Annotated in this window: 18 protein-coding genes; 7 read left to right on the top strand and 11 right to left on the bottom strand. The window is 68.0% G+C overall.

From position 1 onward, the window contains the following. Positions 1 to 3 precede the first annotated feature (3 nt). On the top strand, positions 4 to 2,013 hold the full coding sequence (locus tag ACLJRM_RS09965; protein WP_410662830.1) for a tetratricopeptide repeat protein: 2,010 nt from the start codon (positions 4 to 6) through the stop codon (positions 2,011 to 2,013). A gap of 213 nt (positions 2,014 to 2,226) precedes the next feature. Here the strand turns inward: ACLJRM_RS09965 and ACLJRM_RS09960 are convergent, their stop codons facing one another. Then, positions 2,227 to 3,114: an aminoglycoside phosphotransferase family protein gene (locus tag ACLJRM_RS09960; RefSeq protein WP_101611651.1), complete on the bottom strand. Its 888-nt coding sequence runs from the start codon at positions 3,112 to 3,114 to the stop codon at positions 2,227 to 2,229. A 10-nt stretch (positions 3,115 to 3,124) separates the two neighbouring features. Beyond that, positions 3,125 to 4,528 (bottom strand): helix-turn-helix transcriptional regulator, encoded by a 1,404-nt coding sequence (locus ACLJRM_RS09955; protein WP_102906589.1) that lies wholly within the window; start codon positions 4,526 to 4,528, stop codon positions 3,125 to 3,127. A gap of 320 nt (positions 4,529 to 4,848) precedes the next feature. Between ACLJRM_RS09955 and ACLJRM_RS09950 the strand changes: the two genes are divergently transcribed. Together ACLJRM_RS09950 and ACLJRM_RS09945 are read left to right on the top strand one after the other, a co-directional pair. Further along, a complete protein-coding gene (locus ACLJRM_RS09950; protein WP_101611649.1) occupies positions 4,849 to 5,223 on the top strand; it encodes a hypothetical protein in 375 nt (124 codons plus the stop codon). Between the two features lie 13 nt (positions 5,224 to 5,236). Further along, entirely contained in the window at positions 5,237 to 5,662 is a 426-nt protein-coding gene (locus ACLJRM_RS09945) for a hypothetical protein (protein ID WP_101611648.1), read from the top strand. A gap of 318 nt (positions 5,663 to 5,980) precedes the next feature. Here ACLJRM_RS09945 and ACLJRM_RS09940 read toward each other — a convergent pair whose 3' ends face one another. Further along, positions 5,981 to 7,237, bottom strand: a complete 1,257-nt coding sequence (locus ACLJRM_RS09940) for an MFS transporter (protein WP_410662829.1) — start codon at positions 7,235 to 7,237, stop codon at positions 5,981 to 5,983. Continuing rightward, entirely contained in the window at positions 7,230 to 8,552 is a 1,323-nt protein-coding gene (locus ACLJRM_RS09935; protein WP_410662828.1) for a GH1 family beta-glucosidase, read from the bottom strand. Before ACLJRM_RS09935 ends, ACLJRM_RS09940 begins: the two co-directional genes overlap by 8 nt. A gap of 125 nt (positions 8,553 to 8,677) precedes the next feature. Here ACLJRM_RS09935 and ACLJRM_RS09930 point away from each other — a divergent pair, with 125 nt between their 5' ends. After that, positions 8,678 to 9,322 carry a TetR family transcriptional regulator gene (locus ACLJRM_RS09930; RefSeq protein ID WP_101611645.1) on the top strand — a complete coding sequence of 215 codons (645 nt, stop codon included), beginning with the start codon at positions 8,678 to 8,680 and terminating at the stop codon, positions 9,320 to 9,322. A gap of 465 nt (positions 9,323 to 9,787) precedes the next feature. On the opposite strand, the gene ACLJRM_RS09925 is transcribed toward ACLJRM_RS09930, so the two are convergent. Beyond that, positions 9,788 to 10,972, bottom strand: coding sequence for an amino acid deaminase/aldolase (locus ACLJRM_RS09925; RefSeq protein ID WP_410662827.1), 1,185 nt, complete (start codon positions 10,970 to 10,972; stop codon positions 9,788 to 9,790). Between the two features lie 105 nt (positions 10,973 to 11,077). Here ACLJRM_RS09925 and ACLJRM_RS09920 point away from each other — a divergent pair, with 105 nt between their 5' ends. After that, the gene (locus ACLJRM_RS09920) at positions 11,078 to 12,382 is read left to right on the top strand and encodes a D-arabinono-1,4-lactone oxidase (protein ID WP_101611643.1); all 1,305 of its coding nucleotides are present in this window, start codon (positions 11,078 to 11,080) and stop codon (positions 12,380 to 12,382) included. Here ACLJRM_RS09920 and ACLJRM_RS09915 read toward each other — a convergent pair. The 5 genes from ACLJRM_RS09915 to ACLJRM_RS09895 form a co-directional block, all read right to left on the bottom strand. After that, on the bottom strand, positions 12,379 to 13,326 hold the full coding sequence (locus ACLJRM_RS09915) for a ribose-phosphate diphosphokinase (protein WP_101611642.1): 948 nt from the start codon (positions 13,324 to 13,326) through the stop codon (positions 12,379 to 12,381). The two genes, ACLJRM_RS09920 and ACLJRM_RS09915, sit on opposite strands and share 4 nt — an antisense overlap. Positions 13,327 to 13,376: 50 nt before the next feature. Continuing rightward, complete coding sequence (locus tag ACLJRM_RS09910; protein ID WP_101611641.1) at positions 13,377 to 14,027, bottom strand: NAD(P)H-binding protein; 651 nt, start codon at positions 14,025 to 14,027, stop codon at positions 13,377 to 13,379. 74 nt (positions 14,028 to 14,101) lie between these two features. Further along, positions 14,102 to 14,752: a hypothetical protein gene (locus ACLJRM_RS09905; protein ID WP_101611640.1), complete on the bottom strand. Its 651-nt coding sequence runs from the start codon at positions 14,750 to 14,752 to the stop codon at positions 14,102 to 14,104. A 352-nt stretch (positions 14,753 to 15,104) separates the two neighbouring features. After that, complete coding sequence (locus ACLJRM_RS09900) at positions 15,105 to 17,393, bottom strand: protein kinase domain-containing protein (protein ID WP_410662826.1); 2,289 nt, start codon at positions 17,391 to 17,393, stop codon at positions 15,105 to 15,107. After that, positions 17,384 to 19,600, bottom strand: coding sequence for a protein kinase domain-containing protein (locus ACLJRM_RS09895; protein ID WP_101611638.1), 2,217 nt, complete (start codon positions 19,598 to 19,600; stop codon positions 17,384 to 17,386). Before ACLJRM_RS09895 ends, ACLJRM_RS09900 begins: the two co-directional genes overlap by 10 nt. A gap of 118 nt (positions 19,601 to 19,718) precedes the next feature. On the opposite strand from ACLJRM_RS09895, the gene ACLJRM_RS09890 reads away from it, so the two are divergent. Then, complete coding sequence (locus ACLJRM_RS09890; protein ID WP_101611637.1) at positions 19,719 to 20,789, top strand: HpcH/HpaI aldolase/citrate lyase family protein; 1,071 nt, start codon at positions 19,719 to 19,721, stop codon at positions 20,787 to 20,789. Continuing rightward, the gene (locus tag ACLJRM_RS09885) at positions 20,786 to 21,640 is read left to right on the top strand and encodes an HpcH/HpaI aldolase/citrate lyase family protein (protein ID WP_101611636.1); all 855 of its coding nucleotides are present in this window, start codon (positions 20,786 to 20,788) and stop codon (positions 21,638 to 21,640) included. The genes ACLJRM_RS09890 and ACLJRM_RS09885 overlap by 4 nt, the downstream gene beginning before the upstream one ends. Here ACLJRM_RS09885 and ACLJRM_RS09880 read toward each other — a convergent pair. Then, positions 21,637 to 22,377, bottom strand: a complete 741-nt coding sequence (locus tag ACLJRM_RS09880; RefSeq protein ID WP_410662825.1) for a hypothetical protein — start codon at positions 22,375 to 22,377, stop codon at positions 21,637 to 21,639. The two genes, ACLJRM_RS09885 and ACLJRM_RS09880, sit on opposite strands and share 4 nt — an antisense overlap. Between the last annotated feature and the right edge of the window lie 33 nt (positions 22,378 to 22,410).

The raw sequence follows: 22,410 nt of genomic DNA, 5'->3' as shown, positions 1-22,410 counted from the left end.
GCGGTGAGACTCACCAGACAGGTGAGTTCGGGCCCGCGTCAGCTTCCGCCCGTGCCCGCGCACTTCACCAATCGCACGGCCGAGCTCACGCTGCTCGAAGACCTGCTGCCCCGGGAAGGCGCCGACGGACCGGCGGTGCACCTGATCAGCGGCCAGGGCGGGATCGGGAAGACGGCGCTGGCCACCGCGTGGGGCCGTCACCTCGGTGACCGGTTCCCGGACGGCCACCTCTGGGCGGATCTCGGCGGGTTCAGCACCAACGGCCCGCTGTCCGCGAACGAAGCGCTCGGCCGGTTCCTCCGGGCACTGGGCGTCCCGCCGGAGGGACTGCCCGCGGACGTCGAGGAACTCACCGCGCTCTTCCGCACGACGACCGCCGAGCGGCCACTGCTCTTGCTGCTGGACAACGCGGCGTCGACCGAGCAGGTGCTGCCCCTGCTGCCCGCGTGCGCGGAAAGCCTCGTGATCGTGACTTCGAGGCGCCGCCTCGGCAGGCTCCAGACCGAACACCGCGCGAAGCTGATCGAGCTGGCTCCCTTCGGCTCCGCGCACAGCGCCGAACTGCTGGGACGAGCGGTCGGCGCCGAGCGGGTCGGCGCCGAAGCCGACCAGGCGCGGGCCATCGCCGACTTGTGCGGCGGCCTGCCGATCGCCCTCACCACGGTCAGCGCCAAGCTGGCGGGACGCCCGAAAATGTCGTTGGAGAAGATCGCCACCGAGCTGGGGAAGGAATATCGTCGACTGGCCACGCTCTCGACGAAAGAGGCGCAATCGGTGGAAGCCAGCTTCAACCTGTCCTACGACGAACTTCCCTCCGACGCGGCGGCGCTGTACGCGGCGCTCGGGCTGCATCCCGGCCCCGACTTCGGCGTCGGTGTCGCGGCCGCGTCGATCGCCGTCCGTGAAGAGGTCGCCGACGACCTGCTGGACCAGCTCGTCGACGTCGGGCTGCTGATCGACCGCGGCGACGACCGGTACACCTTCCACGACCTCGCACGGCTGCACGCCAAGGAAAAGACGGCGGGCAACGAGTACGACCGCGATATCGCGGTGCGCCGCATGCTCGAGTGGTACCTGTTCACCGCCTCCGCGACCGCCGACCTGACCACGCCGGACCAGGACGCGATCCCGTACCGCTACGAGTACCGGCCGTCGACGCGGGCGTCGTTCGACACTCACGAAGAGGCACTCGACTGGCTGGAGCTGGAGCGCGAGAACCTCATCGCCGCGGTCGAGACGGCCCACGAGTGGCAGCTGCCGGAGCTCGGCTGGCAGCTGGCCGCCGCGATGTGGCCGCTTTTCCTGCTGCGCAAGCACTATCCGGACTTCCTGCGGGTGAGCGAGATCGCCGTCCAGTGCGCGCAGGCGTGGGGCAACGCCTCCGCGGAGGCGTTGATGCGCAACCGCAGCGGCGCCGCCTGCCGCGGCACCGGCCGGTACGACGACGCCGTCCGGCACTACCTGGCCGGCCGCGACGCCGCGCGGACGGCCGGTGACCACGTCGTCGAGATCCGGTCGGTCGAAGGGCTCGGCCTGGTCGCCCTGCAGCAAGGCAGGCTCGACGAGGCGATCGAGTGGTTCACCGAGGACCATCTGCTCAGCGAGCGCCAGAACCGTCCGCACGACGTCGGGCTGGCGCTGATCAACCTCGGCGCGACCCGCGTCCGTGCCGGGCAGGCCGAGGCGGCGATCGCCGACCTCACCCGCGCTCGCGACGTCCTCGACGGCGACGACTACAACGTGGCCCGCGCCCGGATCGAACTCGGCCGAGCCCTCACGGCGACCGGTGATCTCGCGGCCGCGCGGGCCGAACTCGAGCAAGCCCACGCCACCATGGAGTCGAGCGGTTCGAGGTTCGAGGTGGCCAGGGCGCTCTTCGCGTTCGGCGAGATCGCCGAGGCGGACGGCGAACCGGAAGAAGCCCGGCGCTTCTACGACCGGGCCTTGCCGATTTTCGTCGGCCTCGGCCGACCGGAGGCCGACGCTCTGCGTACGCGTTTGGAACAGCTGTGACCCCGACAACACTGATCAGGGCTCAGCGACGGGGTGAAATCAGCGCGCTAAATAACGGAACGTAGCTGCAAGTTGCACATTTGGGGGAGCATTGGGCCGGGAGAAGTGATTAGCCCGGACGAATTCGTCACCGTTTGATCGGTGAATTCGGGCAAGCGACGAACGGTCATTCGCTGTCGGCGAATGCACGTGCAGATTGGTTTCCCGGGTGAGTCACCGATACCGGTTCCAGCGGGCACCGGTGCGCCCGTTCCGGAGATCGTCCAACCGTTTTCGCAGCTCATCGCGCACGCTGGGGTGACTGCGGAGAATCGGGAGAACACTCGTGGTGAGCTTCAGTTCACGGATGGCGCGCAGTACCGAGAACCCGGACCACGTGGTCACGTCGAATCCGTACCGCTCGGCGAACACGCGATAGCGGGCCGGTGGATCACCGAACCGTTCATGGCCGACGGCCAGCGGCGTCAGGTCCCATTCCGGCGGCCCGACGCAGGACGAATCGAAATCGCACAGCACCGGGCCGTCGGGCCCGGTGATCACGTTCCCGGTGTGCGCGTCCCCATGGACGAGGCCCCTGGGCAGGGGGAAATCGAGCGTTTCGAGGGCGGCCTCGACCTCGGCACAGCGCTCCAGCAGGAACCGGCGGTCACCGTCGGCCAGCTCCTCCGCGTCCGAAACCCGGGCGCGGACCGCGGCGAACGGCGCCCACTCGGCGAGTCCGTCCGGCGGCTCGAGCGCGTGGACCCGGCGCAGCAGCGCGGCGAGGTCTGCGGTCTTGGCCTTCCGGCCGGTGGACGGCACTTTCCACCAGACCGTCACGAGATGGTCGCCGACCGGCAACGGCTGGTCGAGGCCGGGAATCAGGCGGATGGCGGGCACCTCGTGCCGCTCGAAGTGCCGCGCGACCCGCACGACCGTGCCGACGCGGTGCCGCAGCAGGGTGGACCCGACGATCCGCACGACGAACGGCGCGCTCGCCAGTTCGTAGACGGCGTTGTTGGTGAACCTCAGCAGCCGGGCGCCGTCGGGGTCCACGCCCAGCAGCTCACACGTCCGCCCCAGGGCATCGTGCAGTTTGCCGGGCGTGAACCGGCCGTCCAACCCTGTCCGCTCAGGCGGCGTAGAAGGAGTTGAGGCGATCGGCGAGGTCACGGGCGTCGGCGTTGTTCCGGCGGCGCTCCGCCTCGACCTGCAGCGGCCGCATCCGGTCCTTCACCCGCTCCGACTTGATGCCCTCGGCGGTGTCGACGGCCTTCGAGCCCACCTTGGCGCCATGATCGAGATCGCCTTCGAGCAGGTGGTTCGTGGCCAGCGCGCTGAGCATGAACGTCTTGCTGCGGGCCATGTCGTCGTCGTAGGACTCGACGGCCTTGGTCAGCGCCGGGATCGCGTACTTGGTGTGCTCGGCGTTCTTCGCGGCGAGCACCGTGTGCACGGTGCCGATCATGGCGTAGACGTCGGTCTCGGTGAAGAACTTGACCCAGGACTCGGCCTCGGCCAGGTCGGCGCGGGCGAACTCGTCCTTGCTCCGGCCGAGCAGCTTCGTGGCCTGCTCCTCGTTGCCCATCATCGCGTAGGCCCACGCCTCGTTGGCGCAGAGCACGGCGACCGCCAGCTCGGAGCCCGATTCCTGGGCGGCGATCTGGCCGAGCTGGAACAGTTTCAGCGCGTCGTTCGGGGCGTCCTGGTGCAGGTAGACGCGGCCCATCCGGTAGAGGACGTTGGCCACCAGCGGGTGGTTGTCGCCCTGTTTGGCCAGGTCCAGCGCGTTCGCGAAATGGCCGCGCGCGGAGTCCAAGAGGCCGGTGTCGAAGGACGTCCAGCCCGCGAGGCTGTGCAGATCGGCCAGTGCGACGTACAGGCGGTTCTTGACCATTTCGGTGCCGTTGGACTCGAGCATCTGCTGTCCCCAGGACAGCTGCGCGACCACGGCGTCGCGGCAGAAACCGCCGCCGTACTGGTAGTCGAGGGACCGGAGCGCTCTGGTCGCGGCCTCCACCTGACGGACGTCGGTCATGCCGATCCGCCCGGGGGCGGGCGTCTTCGCCGGCCCGGACGACCAGGTACCCGATTCCGGACCGAACACCGCCGCACCCATCGTGACCTGGGCGGCGTGCGCGAGGAACCTCCGTCGCTTCACGGACTCGTCCTCCTCCGCCTGCTGGCCGTCGGCAGCGCCGACGACCTTGATCGCTGTCGCCTCGTCATAGGCGAGACCCATGTATCCCCGGGGGACACCAAGGCCGTCAGCGATGCGGGTGAGCACGTCGTACGCCATCACCTGGCGACCTTTGAGGATCTCGGACACCTCGGACTGCGATTGGCCGGTCATCGCGGCGATCTGACGCTGCGAAACACCGTGCTTGCGCAACAGCCGGTACACGGACGAAATCTCCCGTGAGGCCAGTGCGGCTCGCATCTCCGGCTGCTCCCAGGCATCCGGCGGCACGGGGTGACTCTGGCGGCTCTTGGGGTCCGAGCCGGCGACAGCGCCGCCACCGATACTGGCGTCCATTGCGCCCCCTCACAGTTCCGTTGGGGTCGAGAAACAGCGTAAGCACACCTATTCAACCGTGCGAAACACCGGAATGCCCGTCGTGATCGGTCCGGCAGAAGTCGTTTGACCGCTTACCGTGAAACCTCGTCCGGTCACCGCTATGACGGCGGTTCGACCTTCTATCGCACTCGGTTTCACATCACTGTAGTTGTCAGATCTCCGTGACCGACCGGCAACCGGCAGCGATCACAGAGAGCTACCAAAGTCTCCGAACCCCCTACAGGTGCGGACACGCGGTAAACGAAGACGACGTGGAACGAGAGAGCGGAGAAGAGCCAGTGGAGTTCGTGGACTCGATCGCAACAGGCTCCATCACCGCGGGACGGCCCGGTATGGCCACGCGCCACCTGCGTGCGGCCGGCCCCGCCGGTCAGCAGGCGGTCGCCGTCGCCCCCGGTGCCAACCGCCCGGTCTCCCCTTCCGCCCCGGTCGATCCTCGTACCGCGAGTGTGCGCCGTTACGAAGGCGGACAGCTGGTCTGGCGGGTGCAGTGCGGCGATCTCATCAGCCGCGAGCGCGCCGTCACCGTGTTCGTCGAAGACAACCAGGTGGTTCTCGTCTCGCCGCCAGGAGAGACCGCGCGGATGACGTCCGGCCAGCTCGGACAGCTCAGGGCCGCGCTCAACGAAGCCGCCAAGATGGCGGAAAGGTAACGGTGAGTTCTCCGTGGATCAGGTCCTAGGGCAAGTCCTCCGCAACGCGGTTTGGGAACGCCTCGACATGCTCTCCGATCTCGCGAACCGGGCTGACGCGCAGTCGCTCGTGTCGGTCGCCCGCTCGGAGCTCCCCCGGTTGACCGAAGGCTGGCGCGCGATGCTCCAGGCGCACGAGCCCGACGAGCGTGGGGACTGCCCCACCTGCTCGACCCGCTGGCACAAGTGCAAGGCCCCCTGCTCGGTGTGGCAGGTCGCGCACGAGCACTTGGTCGCCGGTGGCCTCGCCCCCCAGCAGACCGCGGCCACCCAGGACCACCGGCGGGAAGCCCGCCGTCGCGTTCCTGGTCAGACCCGTGGTGTGGGCGCCGGCGAAACCACCGGCAGGCACGCGCTGGTCAACCCGCGCAGGCCCGCCATCGGCGGCGTACACGCCTGAAGAAAGCCAAGGCGAGTGAACGGCGGTCCGAGCGCCCCCTCGGCAACCACGCCATGACCTCGCCTCCGCCGAGAGCGGTTCGCCCGTACCCCCGAACGCGACGAGCCGCTCTCGGTAATCACTCCGGTCCCCACCGCGATTAATCGAAAATTATCGGCAGAACACCTAGCGTAGGCAGTAATCGGTCGCTAGGTTGATGATCACAAACGCAGCGCGATACCTGCCAAGGACACGCTGCCATCCCCCGAACTCCGCGGGCCGGTGCCGTTGCACTCCCCTCCCCCGACCGGCATCGGTCCGCGGTCTCCAACTTTCCTTTCAGCTGACCGATTTCACCCGCGTGACCAGTACCGCGGCGATGACGGTGGACAGCGCCGAAGCCGCGAAGAGGCTCGGATACCCGCCCAGGTACGCCAGGATCGGCGCGGTCAGCATCGGCGCCACCACCTGCGGCAGCGAGTTCGCGATGTTGATGACCCCGAGGTCCTTCGCCCGGTCCTGCGCGGCGGGCAACACCTGCGTGAGCATCGCCAGCGCGACGGCCATGTACGCACCGAAACCGATGCCCAGCAACGGTGACGCCGCGAGCGCGGCCGTCCAGTTCTGCCAGACGACCAGCAGGAGTGCGGCCACCGCCATCACCGCTGACGCCGCGAGGACGTATGGCTTGCGACGTCCGGACTTGTCGGAGAAATGCCCGGCGATGAGCGCGCCGACGATGAGCGCGGCGCCGTAGAGCCCCATCATGATCAGCAGGCCGGTGTCCGGGTCTTCGTAGTGCACCGCGTCCTTGAGGAAGAACAGCAGATACAGCGTCCCGAAGGCGTTGCCGAGGTTGATCATGAAGTGACAGCCCCACGCCCAGGCGAAGTCCGGATGCTTGCGCGGGGAGATCCACAGGTTCGACAGCACGTCACGGGACTTGGCCGACGGCCGGTACTCGACCGGCAGCCGCGCGTCCGGTGTGCGCAGGACGAAAGCGGCCGCGCCCACCAGCACGATGGCCGCGCACACCGCGTATCCCAGTGGGAGACCGGCGAGGTCGAGCATCACCACGACCACCACCGCGCCGAGCACGGTCCCGAGCATCTGCGCGATGCCGACCAGGCCGCCGACCTGCGCGCGCTGAGGCACGGGCACCCGGTCGGCGATCGCCGAGACCAGCATCGCGAGCATTCCGTTCAGGCCCGCCTGCACCAGGCACCAGCCGAGCACCATGACCGCGACGTTCGGCGCGAACGCGAGGACGAGCAGTCCGGCCGCGGCGACCACGGCGCCGACGGCCGTCCACGGATGACGGCGGCCGCGCGCGGAACAGGTGCGGTCCGAGAGCAGGCCGACGGCCGGGTTGGCGATCAGCGCGACGATCGCGCCGACGCCGGTGACCAGGCTGAACACGGCTTCTTTGTTGGCCGCGTCCAGGATTTCGGCCTGTTTCGGCAGCAGGACCTGGATGGGCGCGTAGACCCCGAGCCAGAGCGCGATGTTCGCGAAGAACAGCAGGCTCATCCAGCCCGCGCGGACCCTGGCGACCGGCTCGGCGAGCGCCTCGGGCAGGGCTCTGACCTCACTCATGGCTGATCAGTTTCCGGTACCAGCCGAAGGAGTCCTTCGGAGTCCGCTTCTGTGTCTCGTAGTCGATGTGCACCAGGCCGAACCGCGGCTGGTAGCCCTTCGACCATTCGAAGTTGTCCATCAGCGACCAGACGAAGTACCCGCGGACGTCGACGCCGGCGTCCATCGCTTCGCGCACCGCGACCAGGTGACTGTGCAGGAAGTCGATGCGCTCCTTGTCGTGGACGTGCCCGTCTTCGGCGACGACGTCGTCGAAGCTGCAGCCGTTTTCGGTGATGTAGACGGGCGGGAGGCCCTCGCGATAGCGCTTCTGGAAGGTGACGAGCAGATCGCGCAGGCCGTGCGGGACGATCGGGGAATCGTTGGTGGTCATGGGATATCCCTCGATCGCGCGAAGCTCGAAGGGCAGCGGATTGCCTTCACCGGGCGCGGCGACGCCCTGCGGCTCGTAGTAATTCACCCCGTAGAAGTCGAGCGGCTGCGCGATGGTGGGGAGATCGTCGGCGAAGTCCTTCGGGAGATGTTCGACGACTTGTTCGGGATAACGGCCCAGCAGCACCGGATCGGCGTACGTCCGGTTGATGAGGGCGTCGATCCATTCGCCCGCGGCCTTGTCCTCCGGCGAATCGGAGGCGGGCCAGATCGGCGAATGGTTGTTGGCCGTGCCGACGCTGCGGGCACCGGCCGCGCGCAGCGCTTGGACGGCGAGACCGTGCGCCAGATTCTGGTAGTGCGCGGTGGGCAGGGCGTCGAGCAGCAGTGTCTTGCCGGGGGCGTATTCGCCGATCGCGTAGCCGAAGATCGACATGACCATGGGCTCGTTGAGCGGGATCCACATTTTCACCCGATCGGAGAACCGCTCGCCCAGGATGGCGGCGTACTCCGCGAAGCGTTCGGCGGTATCACGGGAGAGCCAGCCACCCTTGTCCTCGAGCGCCTGCGGGAGATCCCAGTGAAAGAGCGTCCCCACCGGGTCGATTCCGGCGGCGCAGACCTCGTCGATGAGCCCGTCGTAGAAGGCGAGGCCGTCCGCGTTGGGCTTTCCGTCGCCATCGGGCTGGATTCTCGGCCAGGCGAAGGACATCCGGTACGCGCCGACGCCGAGTCCGGCCATCATCGCGATGTCTTCGGAGTAGCGGTGGAAGTGATCGGCGGCTACCTTGGCGTCCTCCCCCCGCGCGATCTTCCCCTCCGTTTCAGTGAACGTGTCCCAAATGGACTGTCCTCGACCGCCCTCGCCGGTCGCCCCCTCGATCTGGAAGGCGGAGGTCGAGACACCCCACAGGAATTCGGACGGGAAGGTCGGATTCTCCACCGGCTACGCACCTTTCTCCGGAGACACGGCCGAACATGAAAAGTTCTCAGATACTATGCCTTCACTCGACCGTGGGGAACCCTGTCGGCACGATAAAGTCGCAGATCAGCGAAGGAGGAGCCCGAGTGTCCGACATCCAGGCCGCGAAATCGCCGGCGGAGACGACTCCGCTCCGGCGGCAGCCCGTCCAGCAACGCAGCGCCAAGCGGGTGGAGCAGATGCTCGACGCCAGCGCCCAGCTGATCGATGAGCTCGGTTACGACGCACTGACGACCACGTTGATCGCGAAGCGCGCGGGGGTGGCCGTCGGGTCGCTGTACCAGTTCTTCCCCGACAAGCGGGCCGTGGTGCAAGCGCTGACGCAACGCAACCTCGAACGGTTCGTCGCCTCGGTGTCCGAAACCTTGAACGAGCTCGCGCCCGAACACTGGTGGGATGTCGTGGACTCGATCCTCGACATCTACCTCGACATGCACCGCGAGGTCCCCGGTTTCTCGAAGGTCCACTTCGGTGACGTCGTGGACCGGCAGCTCCTCGACGAGACTCGCGACAACAACGCCGTCATCGTCGACGCGCTCACCGACATCCTCTCGGCGCGGATCTCGTCGCCGCTGGACGACATCCGGTTCGCGCTGACGATCGCGAACGAAACCGCCGACGCGTTGCTGAAGCTGGCGTTCCGCCGTGACCCGCGCGGGGACGAGCGGATCGTGGCGGAGGCGAAGTCGGTGGTGAAGGGGTACTTGGCGAGCAAGTTCGGCGAAGCCTGAGGGGTCCGGGGGCCTGGGCGCGGGTCCGGGGGCTAAAGGACGCTTTGCCCGCGTGCGATGCGGCGAAGGGCGCTTTCCTCGCATCGGATGCGGCGAAGGCGCCCTTCACCTCGCTTCCGTCCACTATGGACTCAGGCTCCCCTGCTCGGACGTCGCGAAGGCCACCTTCAGGACGTTGAACGTCCCGAAGGTGGCCTTGCCGTCACCGGTGGATCCCCCTTGCTCCATTCGTGTCCACCGATGCCCGATTCCCAAGCCCCATCAGTCACACAGCCCCCATCAGCCACGTCTCGACGCGCCCTGAGCTGGCCTTATCCAGTTGTCCACATAAGTTGTCCACACCCACCCACAGTTGTGGACAACCTCGCCCCTCACTCCTCAGGACACCGCTCCCCGACACCCCCTCCCGATACGCTGGTGCGGGGCGCGCCCCCCTGGGACGGGTGGGGGGTGGGGTCGCGCGGATCAGCCGAAGTTTTGGGACTCGCCTCGGTAGGTGGGGACGGTCCGGTCGACGCGGTCGCCGATGATCACGTGGTAGTGCGTGAAGCGTTCGGCGAGTTCACCGGCTTTCGCATGGCGCAGCCAGACGCGGTCGCCGAGCCGCAGGTGGCGGGCGGCTTCGCCGGAGACGGGGGTCTGGACTTCGCCCGCGCCTTCGAATCCGAGCAGTGAGAGGCCTTCGGGCAGGTAGGGCGTCGGCTGCCGCGAAGACTCCGTCGGGCCGGAAGCGATGTAGCCGCCGGAGTAGAGCGTCGCGATCTTGGGCGCCGGACGACGGACGACGGGGAGCGCGAACATCGCGGCCGGACGCGGCGAGAAGTGCGCGTAACCGTCGAAAAGCGTGGGGCCGATCAGGCCGGAGCCCGCGGCGATTTCGGTGACGGCCGCTTCGGCGCCGGTCGATTCGACACTGCCGCTGCCGCCGCCGTTGACGAACTCCAGATCCGCCAAGGCCCGGACAGCGCGAACGGCGGCCGCGCGGCGCTTCGCGATTTCCACAATGGACTTCCGCTGCATCCAGCCGATGAGCGAGTTCTTGACGCCGCTGCCCGCCGCGTCGCCGAGCCCGGCGATCTGGCCTTCGTACGCCATCATCCCGACGAGCCGGAAACCCTTGCGGGACAGGATGGTTCGCGCCAGATCGGCGGCCTGCCGCGGGCTGAACACCGGCGAGCGCCTGGTGCCGACGTGCACCCCTGGCAGCGGCCGCCATGAAGCGTCGAGCTCGAGACAGACGCGGATTTCGGGATGGTCCTGCCCCAGCGCGGCATCGACCAGGTCGAGGTGTTCCGGCGAATCGACCATGATCGAGATCGCCGCCCGCGCCCGGTCGTTCGCCGCCAGCCGTCGCAGCGCGCCGTGGTCGGCGGTCGGGTACGCGACCACGATGTCGTCGGCCGTCCCCTGCTCGACATGCCAGACGGCTTCGGCGAGCGAGTAGCACATGAGGCCTTCGAAGCCGGGCCGCGCGAGCACTCGTTCGAGCAGGTACCGGCAACGGACGGACTTGCTGACCACGCGGATCGGCTTGCCCGCCGCCCGCCGCAGCAGGTCGGCGCCGTTCGCGTCGAACGCATCCAAGTCGACAACCGCGAACGGAGGATCCAGGTCCTTCGTCGCCAAGTCGTACACCGTCGCACTGGTCACCCGAACTAAGGTACGACAGAAGGGCTTGAAACGCGAATACTATTCACTTACTGTTTCGGCACTCGAACATCTCAAGGGCAGCAGACTCTCGGATTGGGTGTGTGCATGACTCGGTGGAGCAACTGGGCCGGTACCGCGACGGCGTCGCCGCTGCGCGTGCACCGACCGCGCGGCACGGAGGAGATCGCCGAGGCGATCGGCCGGTCCGCCGCGGACGGACGGCGCCTGCGCCCGCTGGGCAGCGGTCACTCGTTCACGGCGATCGCCGTGGCGGATTCGGACGCCATGGACCTCACCGGCTGGGCGGGTATCGCGTCGGCCGACGTCGAGAAAGGCCTGGTCACGGTCCGCTCGGGCACCACGCTCAAGCAGCTCAACGCCGAACTCGACGCGCTCGGGCTGGCGATGACCAACCTCGGCGACATCGACGCGCAGACCGTCGCGGGCGCGATCTCCACCGGCACCCACGGCACCGGCGCCCGGCTCGGCGGTATCGCCACCCAGATCGCCGCGCTCGAACTCGTGCTCGCCGACGGCACCGTGGTCACCTGTTCGGCGGACGAGCGCCCCGACCTCTTCGCCGCCGCGAGAGTGGGTCTCGGCGCGCTCGGCGTCATCAGCACGGTCACTCTGCGGTGTGAACCGTCGTTCCTGCTCTCCGCCCAGGAGCGGCCGGAACCGCTCGAACAGGTCCTTGAAGGCTTCGACCAGTTCGCCGACGAGAACGACCACTTCGAGTTCTACTGGTTCCCCTACGGCAAGAACGCCCTGGTCAAACGCAACAACCGGCTCCCGGCGGGCAGCGAACGCAAGCCGCTGAGCAGGGTGAAGGAATTCGTCGACTACGAGATCACGGAGAACGTCGCGTTCGGCGGGTTGTGCCGTCTCGGCCGCGCGGTGCCGAAACTCGTGCAGCCACTCGGCAAGTTCGCCTCGAACGTCCTCTCGGCCCGCGAGTACAGCGACACGTCACATCGCGTCTTCGTGACCCATCGCGGTGTGCGATTCGTCGAGTCGGAGTTCGCGATCCCCCGCGAATCGCTGCTCGACGTCTTTTCCGAACTCCGCGCGTTCGTCCCGAAGCTGGAGAACCCGGTCGCGTTCCCGGTCGAGGTGCGCGTCGCCGCCGCGGACGACATCTGGCTTTCGACCGCGAACGGCCGCGACTCCGCCTACCTCGCGATCCACCAGTTCGTCGGCATGCCCTACCGCGAGTACTTCGCCGGATTCGCGTCGATCGTCGGCGAGGTCGGCGGCCGCCCGCACTGGGGCAAGATGCACGACCTCGACGCCGCCACCCTCCGCTCGCGCTATCCGCGGTTCGACGACTTCACGCGGATCCGCAAGGAGGTGGACCCGGCCGGGGTCTTCACGAACACGTACCTCGACCGGGTCCTGGGAACCGTTTAGTTCGTTTCGAAGAGGGCGCTGACGGATTCGCCGTTGTGGATCCGCCGCATCGCCTCCGCCAGCGCGGGCGCGATCGACAGGACCCGGAGTTTCGGGCTCTGTTCCTCCGGCGGGATCGGCACGGTGTTGGTGCAGACGACCTCCAGCACGTCCGGCTGGCTGCCGATCCGCTCGAGCGCGCCGCTGGAGAACAGGCCGTGCGTGCACGCGACACGGATCGAGCGCGGCTTCAGTTCCCTCAGCTTGTTGAGCAGTTCGATCACCGTGCTGCCCTTGGCGATCTCGTCGTCGAGGACGATCACGTCGCGGCCGGTGACCTCACCGATCACCGAGCTGATCTCGACCCTGTCGTCGGCGAAGCGCTGCTTCGCGCCCGCGGCGACCTGAACCCCGAGCAGCCGGGCGAAATGCGCGGCCTCCTTGGCGTTGCCGAGATCCGGCGAGACCACGGTGGTCGCGGAGAGGTCGTACTGCCGGAAGTGCTTGGCCAGTTCCTGCAAGGCGTGCAGATGGTCGACCGGAACACTGAAGAAGCCGTGCACCTGCGGTGAGTGCAGCGTCATCGCGAGGACGCGATCGGCGCCGGCGGTCGCCATGAGGTCCGCGACGAGACGGCCGCCGATCGAGATCCGCGGCGCGTCCTTTTTGTCCGATCGGGCGTACGAATAGTGCGGCATGACGACGGTGATCCGCTTCGCCGACGCGCCCCGCGCGGCGTCCAGCATCAGCAGCAGTTCGACGAGGTGCTCCTGCACCGGCCGCACCAGCGGCTGGATCAGGAAGACGTCGCGCTCGCGGCAGTTCGCCTGGAGCTGGACTTCGAGACAGTCGTTGGCGAACCGCTGCACCTGCACGGGATGCAGCGGAACACCGAGATGCGTGCAGATCTCTTCGGCGAGCTCGGGATGTGCGCTACCGCTGAAAACCGCGATGTCCTCGCGCAAGGACTTACTCCGTTCACTTAACTGACGGATTACGTCCACACACTAGAGCTTCACAGAGCGGAAACAGCCTGAGAGATAGGAGTATCACCCGAGATCGCGGTGAGGACACGTCCCGCCGTCGACGGATCGTCGAGCAGCGCGACGAGGATCGCGGCGACGTCCTGCCGGGGAATGGGGCCGCGCTCGGTGGATTCGGCGATCAGGATCTCGCCGGTGCCTTCGTCGTTCGTGAGCTGTCCCGGGCGCAGGATCGTCCAATCGAGATCACGGGCACGTAGATCGTCCTCGGCCGCTTTCTTGGCTTTGAGGTACAGCCGGAAATCGTCCGGGACGTCCGCGGTCTCCCATACGTCGGCATTGATGGAACCGACCTGGATGTGCCGCCGTACGCCCGCCTGCTCGGAGGCCGCCGCGAAGAGTGCCGCGGCGGCCCTGTCCACAGTGTCCTTGCGATCCGTACCGCTGCCCGGCCCGGCGCCCGCGGCGAAGATCGCCGCGTCGGCACCGGCGAGCACCTTGGCCACGGCGTCCACATCGGACTTTTCCAGGTCGAGGACGACGGCTTCGGCGCCGATCGCCTCGAGGTCGGCGACGTGATCGGGATTGCGCACGATGCCGACCGCCTGATCACCACGCTCGGCGAGGAGTTTCTCCAGCTTCAGCGCGATCTGTCCGTGTCCACCTGCAATGACTACTCGCATACTCTTAGGACACCACAGCGGAGCGGAGCTTCTCCGTTGAGGGTGGTGGCGGGGGCATGGATGGAGTAATGCGTTTACTCGACTTCGGCAGGAGCCTCGGTGCCGCGCAGCAGCTGGTCGTAGACGATCTCGTTGACCAGCCGCGAGACCGGGTCCTCTTCCAGGATCATGCGCTCGTTGTGGCCCTCGAGGTCGAGGTCGGTCACCGCGTTGGGGTCGGCGGCGACGATGGCCAGCCCGTAGGCGCGGGCACGCGGCAGGCAGTTGCCGACGTAGTCTTCCGTCAGTACGGCTGGCGATGGGAGCACCATCGCGGCCTCGCCGTACCTCGCGAACGGGACCGCGGAGGCCATCGCGGTGCGCCAGTGCCGGGCGACCGCGAGGACGCCGATGATCTCGGCGGCCGGCGCGGGTGCGGTCGCGGCCAGCTCTGGCCAAGTCCAGGTGTCGACGGTGGCGCGATCGACGACGGGACCCATGCCCATCGCGATGCGCTCCGCGTGCACGTCGGTACGGAGCCGGGCGACCACGCAGATCTTGCGGCCGAGCACGGTGGTCTCCGGCAACACGATGCCGTTCCAGCCGAGCAGGGCGGCGGCCTTGCGTGAAAGCTCCTCGACGCTCGCGGGCAGTTCGATCGGCGGCACCACCCGGCTCGGCAGTGACCGGCTGCGCTTCGCGCCACCGGCGACCGTCGAGCTCTCCATATTCGGTGTAGCCGCCACGTTCCGCCTCCTTCGAACCTGGTTTCCCTAAGGCTCTTCATCCCGTGCCACCTCGGTGGAAGCGGCACATGACCTGTCTAACAGGGCGGGGACGCGGGGGCGCCGGACAAGGCGAGTGGCTGCGATCGACGGCGCCTTGTCATCGGTGACCGGTCGGTAGGCGGTCGTCGGACTTCAGTCCGACCGTGCCGCCAACCGAGTGAGAACGAGGTAAGTGGTGTTACCCGGCGTCTCCGAACGGTCACGGGTATGGAATGCCCACCACCGAACACTGGCGAGGCAACGGAAGCAAAGTGCTGGTCCATTCAGCCCAGTGAATGGTCATTCCACTGTGGACCCTCGCAGGTCAAGGTCATGAGACCGTCGCGGTGCGGAGCAGTTCCTCGACGCCCGGTGTCCGCCACTCGTCCATCACCGCGATTTGCCTGTCCGCAACGAACCAGATCCGCTGGGTCACTCGAGCGTCGCCGCTTCCCCCCGTCTGTCCACGAGGAACACACTGGATCGTCCACTCCTCGTAGGTCGCCGTGGCCCCGCCCACCGGTGCGGTGGCGGAAGTCGTCTTCGTCGCGTCACCCTCTTGGCGGAGGTCCTTGCGCCCGGCGGCGTTGCAGGCCCGGCCTCCCGCGCTGCGCCGGTAGAACTCGCCCGGCCGGTAGGCCGGCTGCTCCGCCGATTCCTGCGCGTTGTCAGTGACCAGGACGTACTTGCAGTTGAAGTACTTCTTCGGGTCCGGGCAGCCCGGGGCGACGATCACCTTCTCCAGCCCTTGCGCCTGGACGGACCAGCCCGACGGCAGGTGCAATGTCAGCGCGCCGACCGAGACGTCGGTGAGTCCTTGCGCGGGTGGCGGCGCCGAAGTCCCCTTCGCGGTCTTTCCACCGGTCAGCCCCGCGACGAGTTCGGGGTTCAGGAGATCGGACAGCCGGTCGTACGGGAGCGTCATCGTCTGGACGCCGCAGGCGGTCTCGAAACCGAGCCGGTTGAAGTTGATCGTGAGCTCGACCTCGGCGGGTGTGAAGGTGGGGAACACCTTGCGTTCCCCCGGCCCGGCCAGGTCGGCGGGCTTGATCGGGGTCCAGGTCTTCAGTCCGCACCCTTGGTCGTGATCGGGCCAGAGCAGGTCGCTGAGTGCCAGCATCCCCTGATCCGAGAACATCCCGGGGCGGAACAGATCCGCGGGCGCGACGGGGTTGCCGCCGGTGAGGTCGATCAACACGGCGGAGCGGCCCATGTTCCAAGTCGGATGCGGAGCGTTTTCGAGGCCGTGTTCGTAGCGCACCGAGAGGTACTTCTCGGTCTGCATCCGCACCTCGACCTTGGTGGTGAGCACGTAGGGGCCGCCGCCGTGCTCGGCCGCCAGCTCCGCCGCGCCCGGTCCCGTCTCCCGGTTCCACTCGTCGATCGGCGCGGTCAAGGCGTCGTTGACCCGTTTCGACCAGGCCTGGTCGGGTCCGCCGGTGACCTCCGGATACTGCCCCTGGAACTGGAGGGTGGTGCCGGGCACCGGTCCGGTGCGGGTCTTCATCGCGACCTTGAGCGCGACGGCCTGCTGACTGGTCGGCGGCGACTGCGGCGGCGGACTGCTCGGGTCGGAGAAGACGACCACCGAGCCGACCACCGCGGCCGTCGCCGCGACGACGCCGACGGCGATCTTCAGCCCGGCCGCGATCCCGCCGGTCGACGCGGCCACCGCGCCCGTTCCGGCGGCGGCGACCCCGGGTGCGGCCGCCGTCCCGGCACCGAGCAGGGCCAGCGGAGTCACCGCGACGAGGACGCCGGTCGCCTTCGCCAGCCGTGACCAGCCCTTGCGCTCCCAGTCGTCGCCGTAACCCGCCCGGGCGACGCGTTCCAGCTCCGCGACGAACATGAGCGCGTCGACCGGCCGTTTCGACGGCTCCTTCGCCATCCCCAACGCGACGATCTCGTGCACCGGCTGAGGTACTTCACCGAACGGGATCGGCGCGTGTTCGTGCAGCGTGCGCAGCACTTCGGTGTCGTCGGCCTGATACGGCCGATGCCCGGCGACGCACTGGAAGAACACGCAGGTCGCGGCGTAGACGTCGGTGGCCGGGGTGGACTGCCCGCCTGACCATTGCTCGGGCGCCATGTACGCCGGTGTGCCGACGGCCGGGCCCCGTTCACCGGCGAGGACGGCCGTGCCGAAGTCGACGAGTTTGCTCTCGCCGGTGCCGGCGACGAGGACGTTGCCCGGTTTGTAGTCCCGGTGGACGACGTTGGCGGAGTGCGCCGCGGCCAGCCCGAGCAACGAACCCTTGAGCACCGCGAGCGCGGCTTCGGGTTCGAGGGCGCCTTCGGCCTGCAGCACCGACCGCAGCGAGACGCCGTTGATCGCCTCCATCACGATCGCCGCGCCCTGCGGCGTCTCGAAGAACTCGTACAGCTTCACGACATGCGGGCTCGACACCCGGTGCAGCGCCAGCGCCTCCTGGCGGAACGCGCTCAAATACGCGGGGTCGGTGGCGAAGCGGGAGAAGAGGTACTTGACCGCGACGACGTGGCCGGTGTTGTCCTGGCGCGCGAGCACCACGCGGCCGAAGGTGCCCGTGCCGAGCTGCTCCAGCTCGGTGAAGCCGGGCAGCCTCCACTCATCGCTCGCCTCGTTGATGTTCACGGCCACCGTGCCTCTTCCAGAATCTTGTCGAGACCTGGAGTGTTCCACTCGTCGACGACCACGAGCTGCGTTTTCGGCAGGAACCACACCCGCTGGGTAACGATCCCGCCTCCGGAGCACGTGAGCCGCCATTCCTCGTAGGCGGCCTTCTTCGTCCCGATCGGCCGGAGCTCCTTCTTCTCCAGGACGGGCGAGCCCTGCGTTTCGCCGGGTGCCCCGATGGAAGAACACGGACGCGGACCGGTCGAGCGGTTGTACGGCCTGCCCGGTTCATACGCCGGAGTGGCCGGGTCGACCCGCGAGTTGTCGCTGAAAAGGACGCTCGCGCACTGCGCACCCGTGCACTGATCGGCGGTCACCAGCCGGCGCTCGGGTGTCGCACCGGCCAGCAGCTTCCATTTTTCCGGCGTGGTGATGGTGAAGGCGCCGACGTTGTCCTCTTTGGTCCGTTGCGCCGGTGTGTCGCCCAGCAGCTTCTTGGCCTTGGGACTCAGCAGATCGACCAGCCGGTCGTAGGGGACGGTGACCGTCGTCGGGCTGCAGGCCATCGCGTACCCGAGCACGTAAGCGCTGACGTAGAAGACCATCCCGCTCGTCGCGGGTGCCGCTTGCACGATCGCCCTGTCTTCGGCGTTCGGACCCGACATCGACCGGACGGGAAGATGCTCCGGCCGCGACGGCGGCTCGGAGAAGCACTCACCCGGTTTGGCCGAGGCGTAGAACGTGTTTTCCAGTTTCAGCATCCGCTCGGCGTTGCCCTCGACGTCGTCGAACAGATTCGCGGTCGAGATCACGTCACCGCCGGACAGGTCGATCACGAGGGTGCGGACGTCGTAGGGGCCGTGATTCCCGAGCTGCACCGTTTCGACCGAGCGTTCGTAGACGACCGAAAGCAGCTTGTCGTCCTGACGCAGGACCTCGGCCGTGGTGGACATGTGCGGGATGTCGCCGTCGGGCTCCTTCTCCGGCGGGTTGCCCGGTGACCAGAGGGTGGTGAGCCAGTCGTCGATCGGCGCCATCAGCGCCTTGTTGACCCGTTCCTCCACAACCTTGTCCTTCAGCCCGCTGATCCGGACGTACTTGCCGTTGTAGTCGAAGCCGTCGAGCTTCTCGGTCCGGGTGAGCAGGTCGACCTTCAGCGCGGCGAGCGTCGTCGTGATCGGCGGCGCCGGGTCGTCGCCGCCGGAGTTGACCACCACGACCGTGCCGACGGCGGCCGCGGTGACGGCGGCGATCGCGGCGGTCACCTTGAGGCCGAGCGCGATCCCGCCGCCGGTGGTCGCCGCGACACCGCCCGCCGCGCCGCCCGCGATGACCGGCGCGGCGGCGGTCCCGGCTCCGAGCAGGGCCAGCGGGGACAGGGCGACCAGGACACCGGCGCCCTTGGCGAGCCAGTGCCAGCCGTTGCGCTCCCAGTCGTCGCCGTACGCCTTCCGCGCGGACGACTCCAGTTCGGTGACGAACTCGGCCGCGCCCGACGGCCGCTGGGCGACGTCCTTCGCCATGCCGCGCGCGATGAGGTCGCGGACCGGTTCGGGAACCTCACCGAACGGGATCGGCGCGTATTCGTGCAGCGTGCGCAGCACTTCGGTCTGTTCGGCCTCATACGGCTTGTGCCCGGCGACGCACTGGAAGAACACGCAGGTCGCGGCATAGACGTCGGTCGCGGGGGTGGCGATCCCGCCCGACCACTGCTCGGGCGCCATGTACGCGGGCGTGCCCGCGGCGACCCCGGTCTGCCCGGCGAGCACGGCGATACCGAAGTCGACGAGCTTGCTCTGACCCTCTCGGGTGACCAGGACATTGGCCGGTTTGTAGTCGCGGTGGACGGTCCCCGCGGCGTGAGCGCCGGCGAGGCCGAGCAGCGAGCCCTTGAGGATGGCCAGCGCGGCTTCGGGCTCGAGCTTCTCCTGGCGGCCGAGGATCTCTTTCAGGGAGATTCCGTGAACCGCTTCCATGATGATGGCGGCACCTTGTGGGGTCTCCACGAACTGGTGCAGACGGGCGATGTGAGGCCCCGAAACGCGGTTCAGGACCTGCGCCTCATGACGGAACTCGGCCAGCCTTTGCGGGTCGGCCGCGAACCGTGTGTACAGGTATTTGATGGCCACGACCTGGGCGGATTCGTCGTGGCGTGCCAGTACGACACGCCCGAACCCACCTTCGCCCAGCGACCCCATCTCGGTGAAACCCGGCAAGGCCCAGTCGTCCACAGATTCCTCCGCGATTCCCGATCGTGTCCCCTTGGAGGTGAGCTGCGCCGCAGCGGTTCCCCGCCTTCCGGGTTTAGGGTTACTCGTCGGTCACTTAGCCCGTTGCGATGGAGGAACGATGCGTTCGCCGAAGGATTTCTTCGCCCCGCTCGCGGTGGGGGCGCCGGAACCGCTCCGCCAGATCCCCGTGCCTCCTTCGCGGATGATCCACTTCTTCGACCCCAGCAACGAAAAGATGGCGGCCAAGGTCCCGGACCTCGCCAAGAAGGTCGACGTCCTGCTCGGGAATCTCGAGGACGCCGTGCGCGCCGACCGCAAGGAGGCCGCGCGGAACGGGCTCGTCGCCATCGCGAAGGCGACCGACTTCGGCAAGACGCAGCTGTGGACCCGCGTCAACAGCCTCGACTCGCCGTGGGTGCTCGACGACCTGATCACGCTGGTCACCGAGATCGGCGACAAGCTCGACGTGATCATGGTGCCGAAGGTCGAAGGCGCTCAGGACATCCACTACGTCGACAGGCTGCTCGCGCAGCTCGAAGCGCGGGCGGGCCTGACGAAACCGCTGCTGGTGCACGCGATCCTGGAGACCGCCAGCGGTGTCGCGAACGTCGAGGAGATCGCCGGCGCGAGCCCGCGGATGCAGGGCATCTCGCTCGGCCCGGCCGACCTCGCCGCCAGCCGCCGGATGAAGACCACCCGGGTGGGTGGCGGGCACCCCGGCTACCTGGTGCGCACCGACCCGACCGGCGAGGACCTGAACGAGGGACGCACGACGTATCAGCAGGACCTCTGGCACTACACGGTCGCGCGGATGGTCGACGCCTGCGCGGCGAACGGGATCCTGCCGTTCTACGGGCCGTTCGGCGACATCCGCGACGTCGTGGCCTGCGAAGACCAGTTCCGCAACGCGTTCCTGCTCGGCTGCGTGGGTGCCTGGAGCCTGCACCCGGTGCAGATCGACATCGCCAAGAAGGTGTTCTCGCCTTCCCCTGAAGACGTGGCTTGGGCGCGGCGCGTGATCGCCGCGATGGGTGACGGCACCGGCGCCGTGATGATCGACGGGAAGATGCAGGACGACGCCTCGGTGAAGCAGTGCCGGGTGGTCGCCGAACTCGCCGACGCCCTGGCCGCCGACGACCCCGAACTCGCCGCCGCCTACGACGCGGCCACTCAGGAGGCTCAAGCATGAATCCCCGACGTTCCGTCCTCTACATGCCGGGCGCCAACGAAAGAGCGCTGGAAAAGGCGAAGACGCTCGACGCCGACGCGCTCATCCTCGACCTCGAAGACGCCGTCGCGCCCGACGCGAAGGAAGCCGCTCGTGAGCGGGTCTGCGCCGCCGCGTCGTCGAAGGAGTACGGCGAGCGCGAGGTGACCATCCGCGTCAACGGCCTCGACACCGAATGGCACGACGCAGACCTCCGCGCCGCCGCGCAGGCGGGCCCGGCCGCGATCGTGGTGCCGAAGGTGAACTCCGCGGCCGAAGTGCACAACATCGAGCGCGCGCTGGAACTCGGCGGCGCGCCGGAGCACACGAAGATCTGGGCGATGGTCGAAACCCCGGTCGCGATGCTGCACGCCGAGGAGATCGCTTCGGCGTCCGAGCGGCTGACCGTGCTGGTGATGGGCACGAACGACCTGGCGAAGGAGCTGCACGCCGAGTTCGTCCCCGGCCGGGCGCCGCTGCTGGGCGGGCTTTCGCTGGCGCTGCTGGCCGCGCGGGCGACCGGCAAGGCGATCCTCGACGGCGTCTACAACGACGTGAAGGACCTCGAAGGCTTCGAGGCGGAGTGCCTGCAGGGGCGCCAGTTCGGCTTCGACGGCAAGACGTTGATCCACCCGGCGCAACTGGAGCCGTGCAACCGGATCTTCGCGCCGTCCAAGGAGGAGATCGAGCGGTCGCGCAAGATCATCTCGGCGTTCGAAGAGGCCAAGGCGGCCGGGCAGGGCGTCGTGACCGTGGACGGGCGGATGATCGAGAACCTGCACGTGGACAACGCGCGGCGGATCCTGGCGCTCGCCGAGGCGATCGGCGACTAGCAGGGACGTGTGGCCAACAGCCGCGAACACGAACTGTTGGCCGTGATGTAGGCGGCGACCTGCGGGGAGATCAGAAGGGCGAGACTTCGGACGTCCTCCCAGTGCCCCCGCAGGTCGACAGCGAGCAGCGGCTCGTGGTGAGCGACGCGGTTGCGAAGCCGGTGCAGGCGCTCTACGTGCCTGTCGACGTCACGGCGATCGGTACCGGCACGAAAAGCCAGGTGCAGGTACGGAATCCACAGCGGGTCGTGATGACGTCTCGCGGACAGGTATCGCCAGAAGCCGAAGCTGAGTTCGGCGATCACCTTCCCGGGCGACGGTCGCTTTTCCGAACCGCAGGGGTGCTTGACCTTCGGGGTCGCGTTCTTGATGGCTTCGGCAAGCAGCCTTCGGCTTGTCTCGTTGACGTCGTACCGCGTGCCGTTCGCGGCCTTCTGCCACCGCGTCGGGAAGATCACCGTCGCTTGGAAGACCCAGTGCGGCCTCCCCGCCTCGACTGCGTGACCCAGTGCCCGGTCATAGGTGTTGCGCAAGGCGACTTCCAAGTGCGACAGGTCGTGATGGAACGCCGCGGATACCGCCGTGTTCCATTCGTACAAGCGCACGGCCAGCGCTCGATCCTGGTTCGCCGCTCGCAGGTAGACCTCGAACCTTGGCCTCGACAGCCAGGTTTCGATCCAGTCCCCGCACCAGCGCTCGTCATGCTCGTAGCTCCCCGATGAGGGATTCGCTGTCACTCTCAAGTGGTCGGCGAATCTGTTATGCTTGTC

Origin of the sequence: Amycolatopsis sp. lyj-84 (assembly GCF_046549075.1) — a bacterium.
Lineage (GTDB): Bacteria > Actinomycetota > Actinomycetes > Mycobacteriales > Pseudonocardiaceae > Amycolatopsis.
This window is presented reverse-complemented; position numbering and strand designations above follow the sequence as displayed.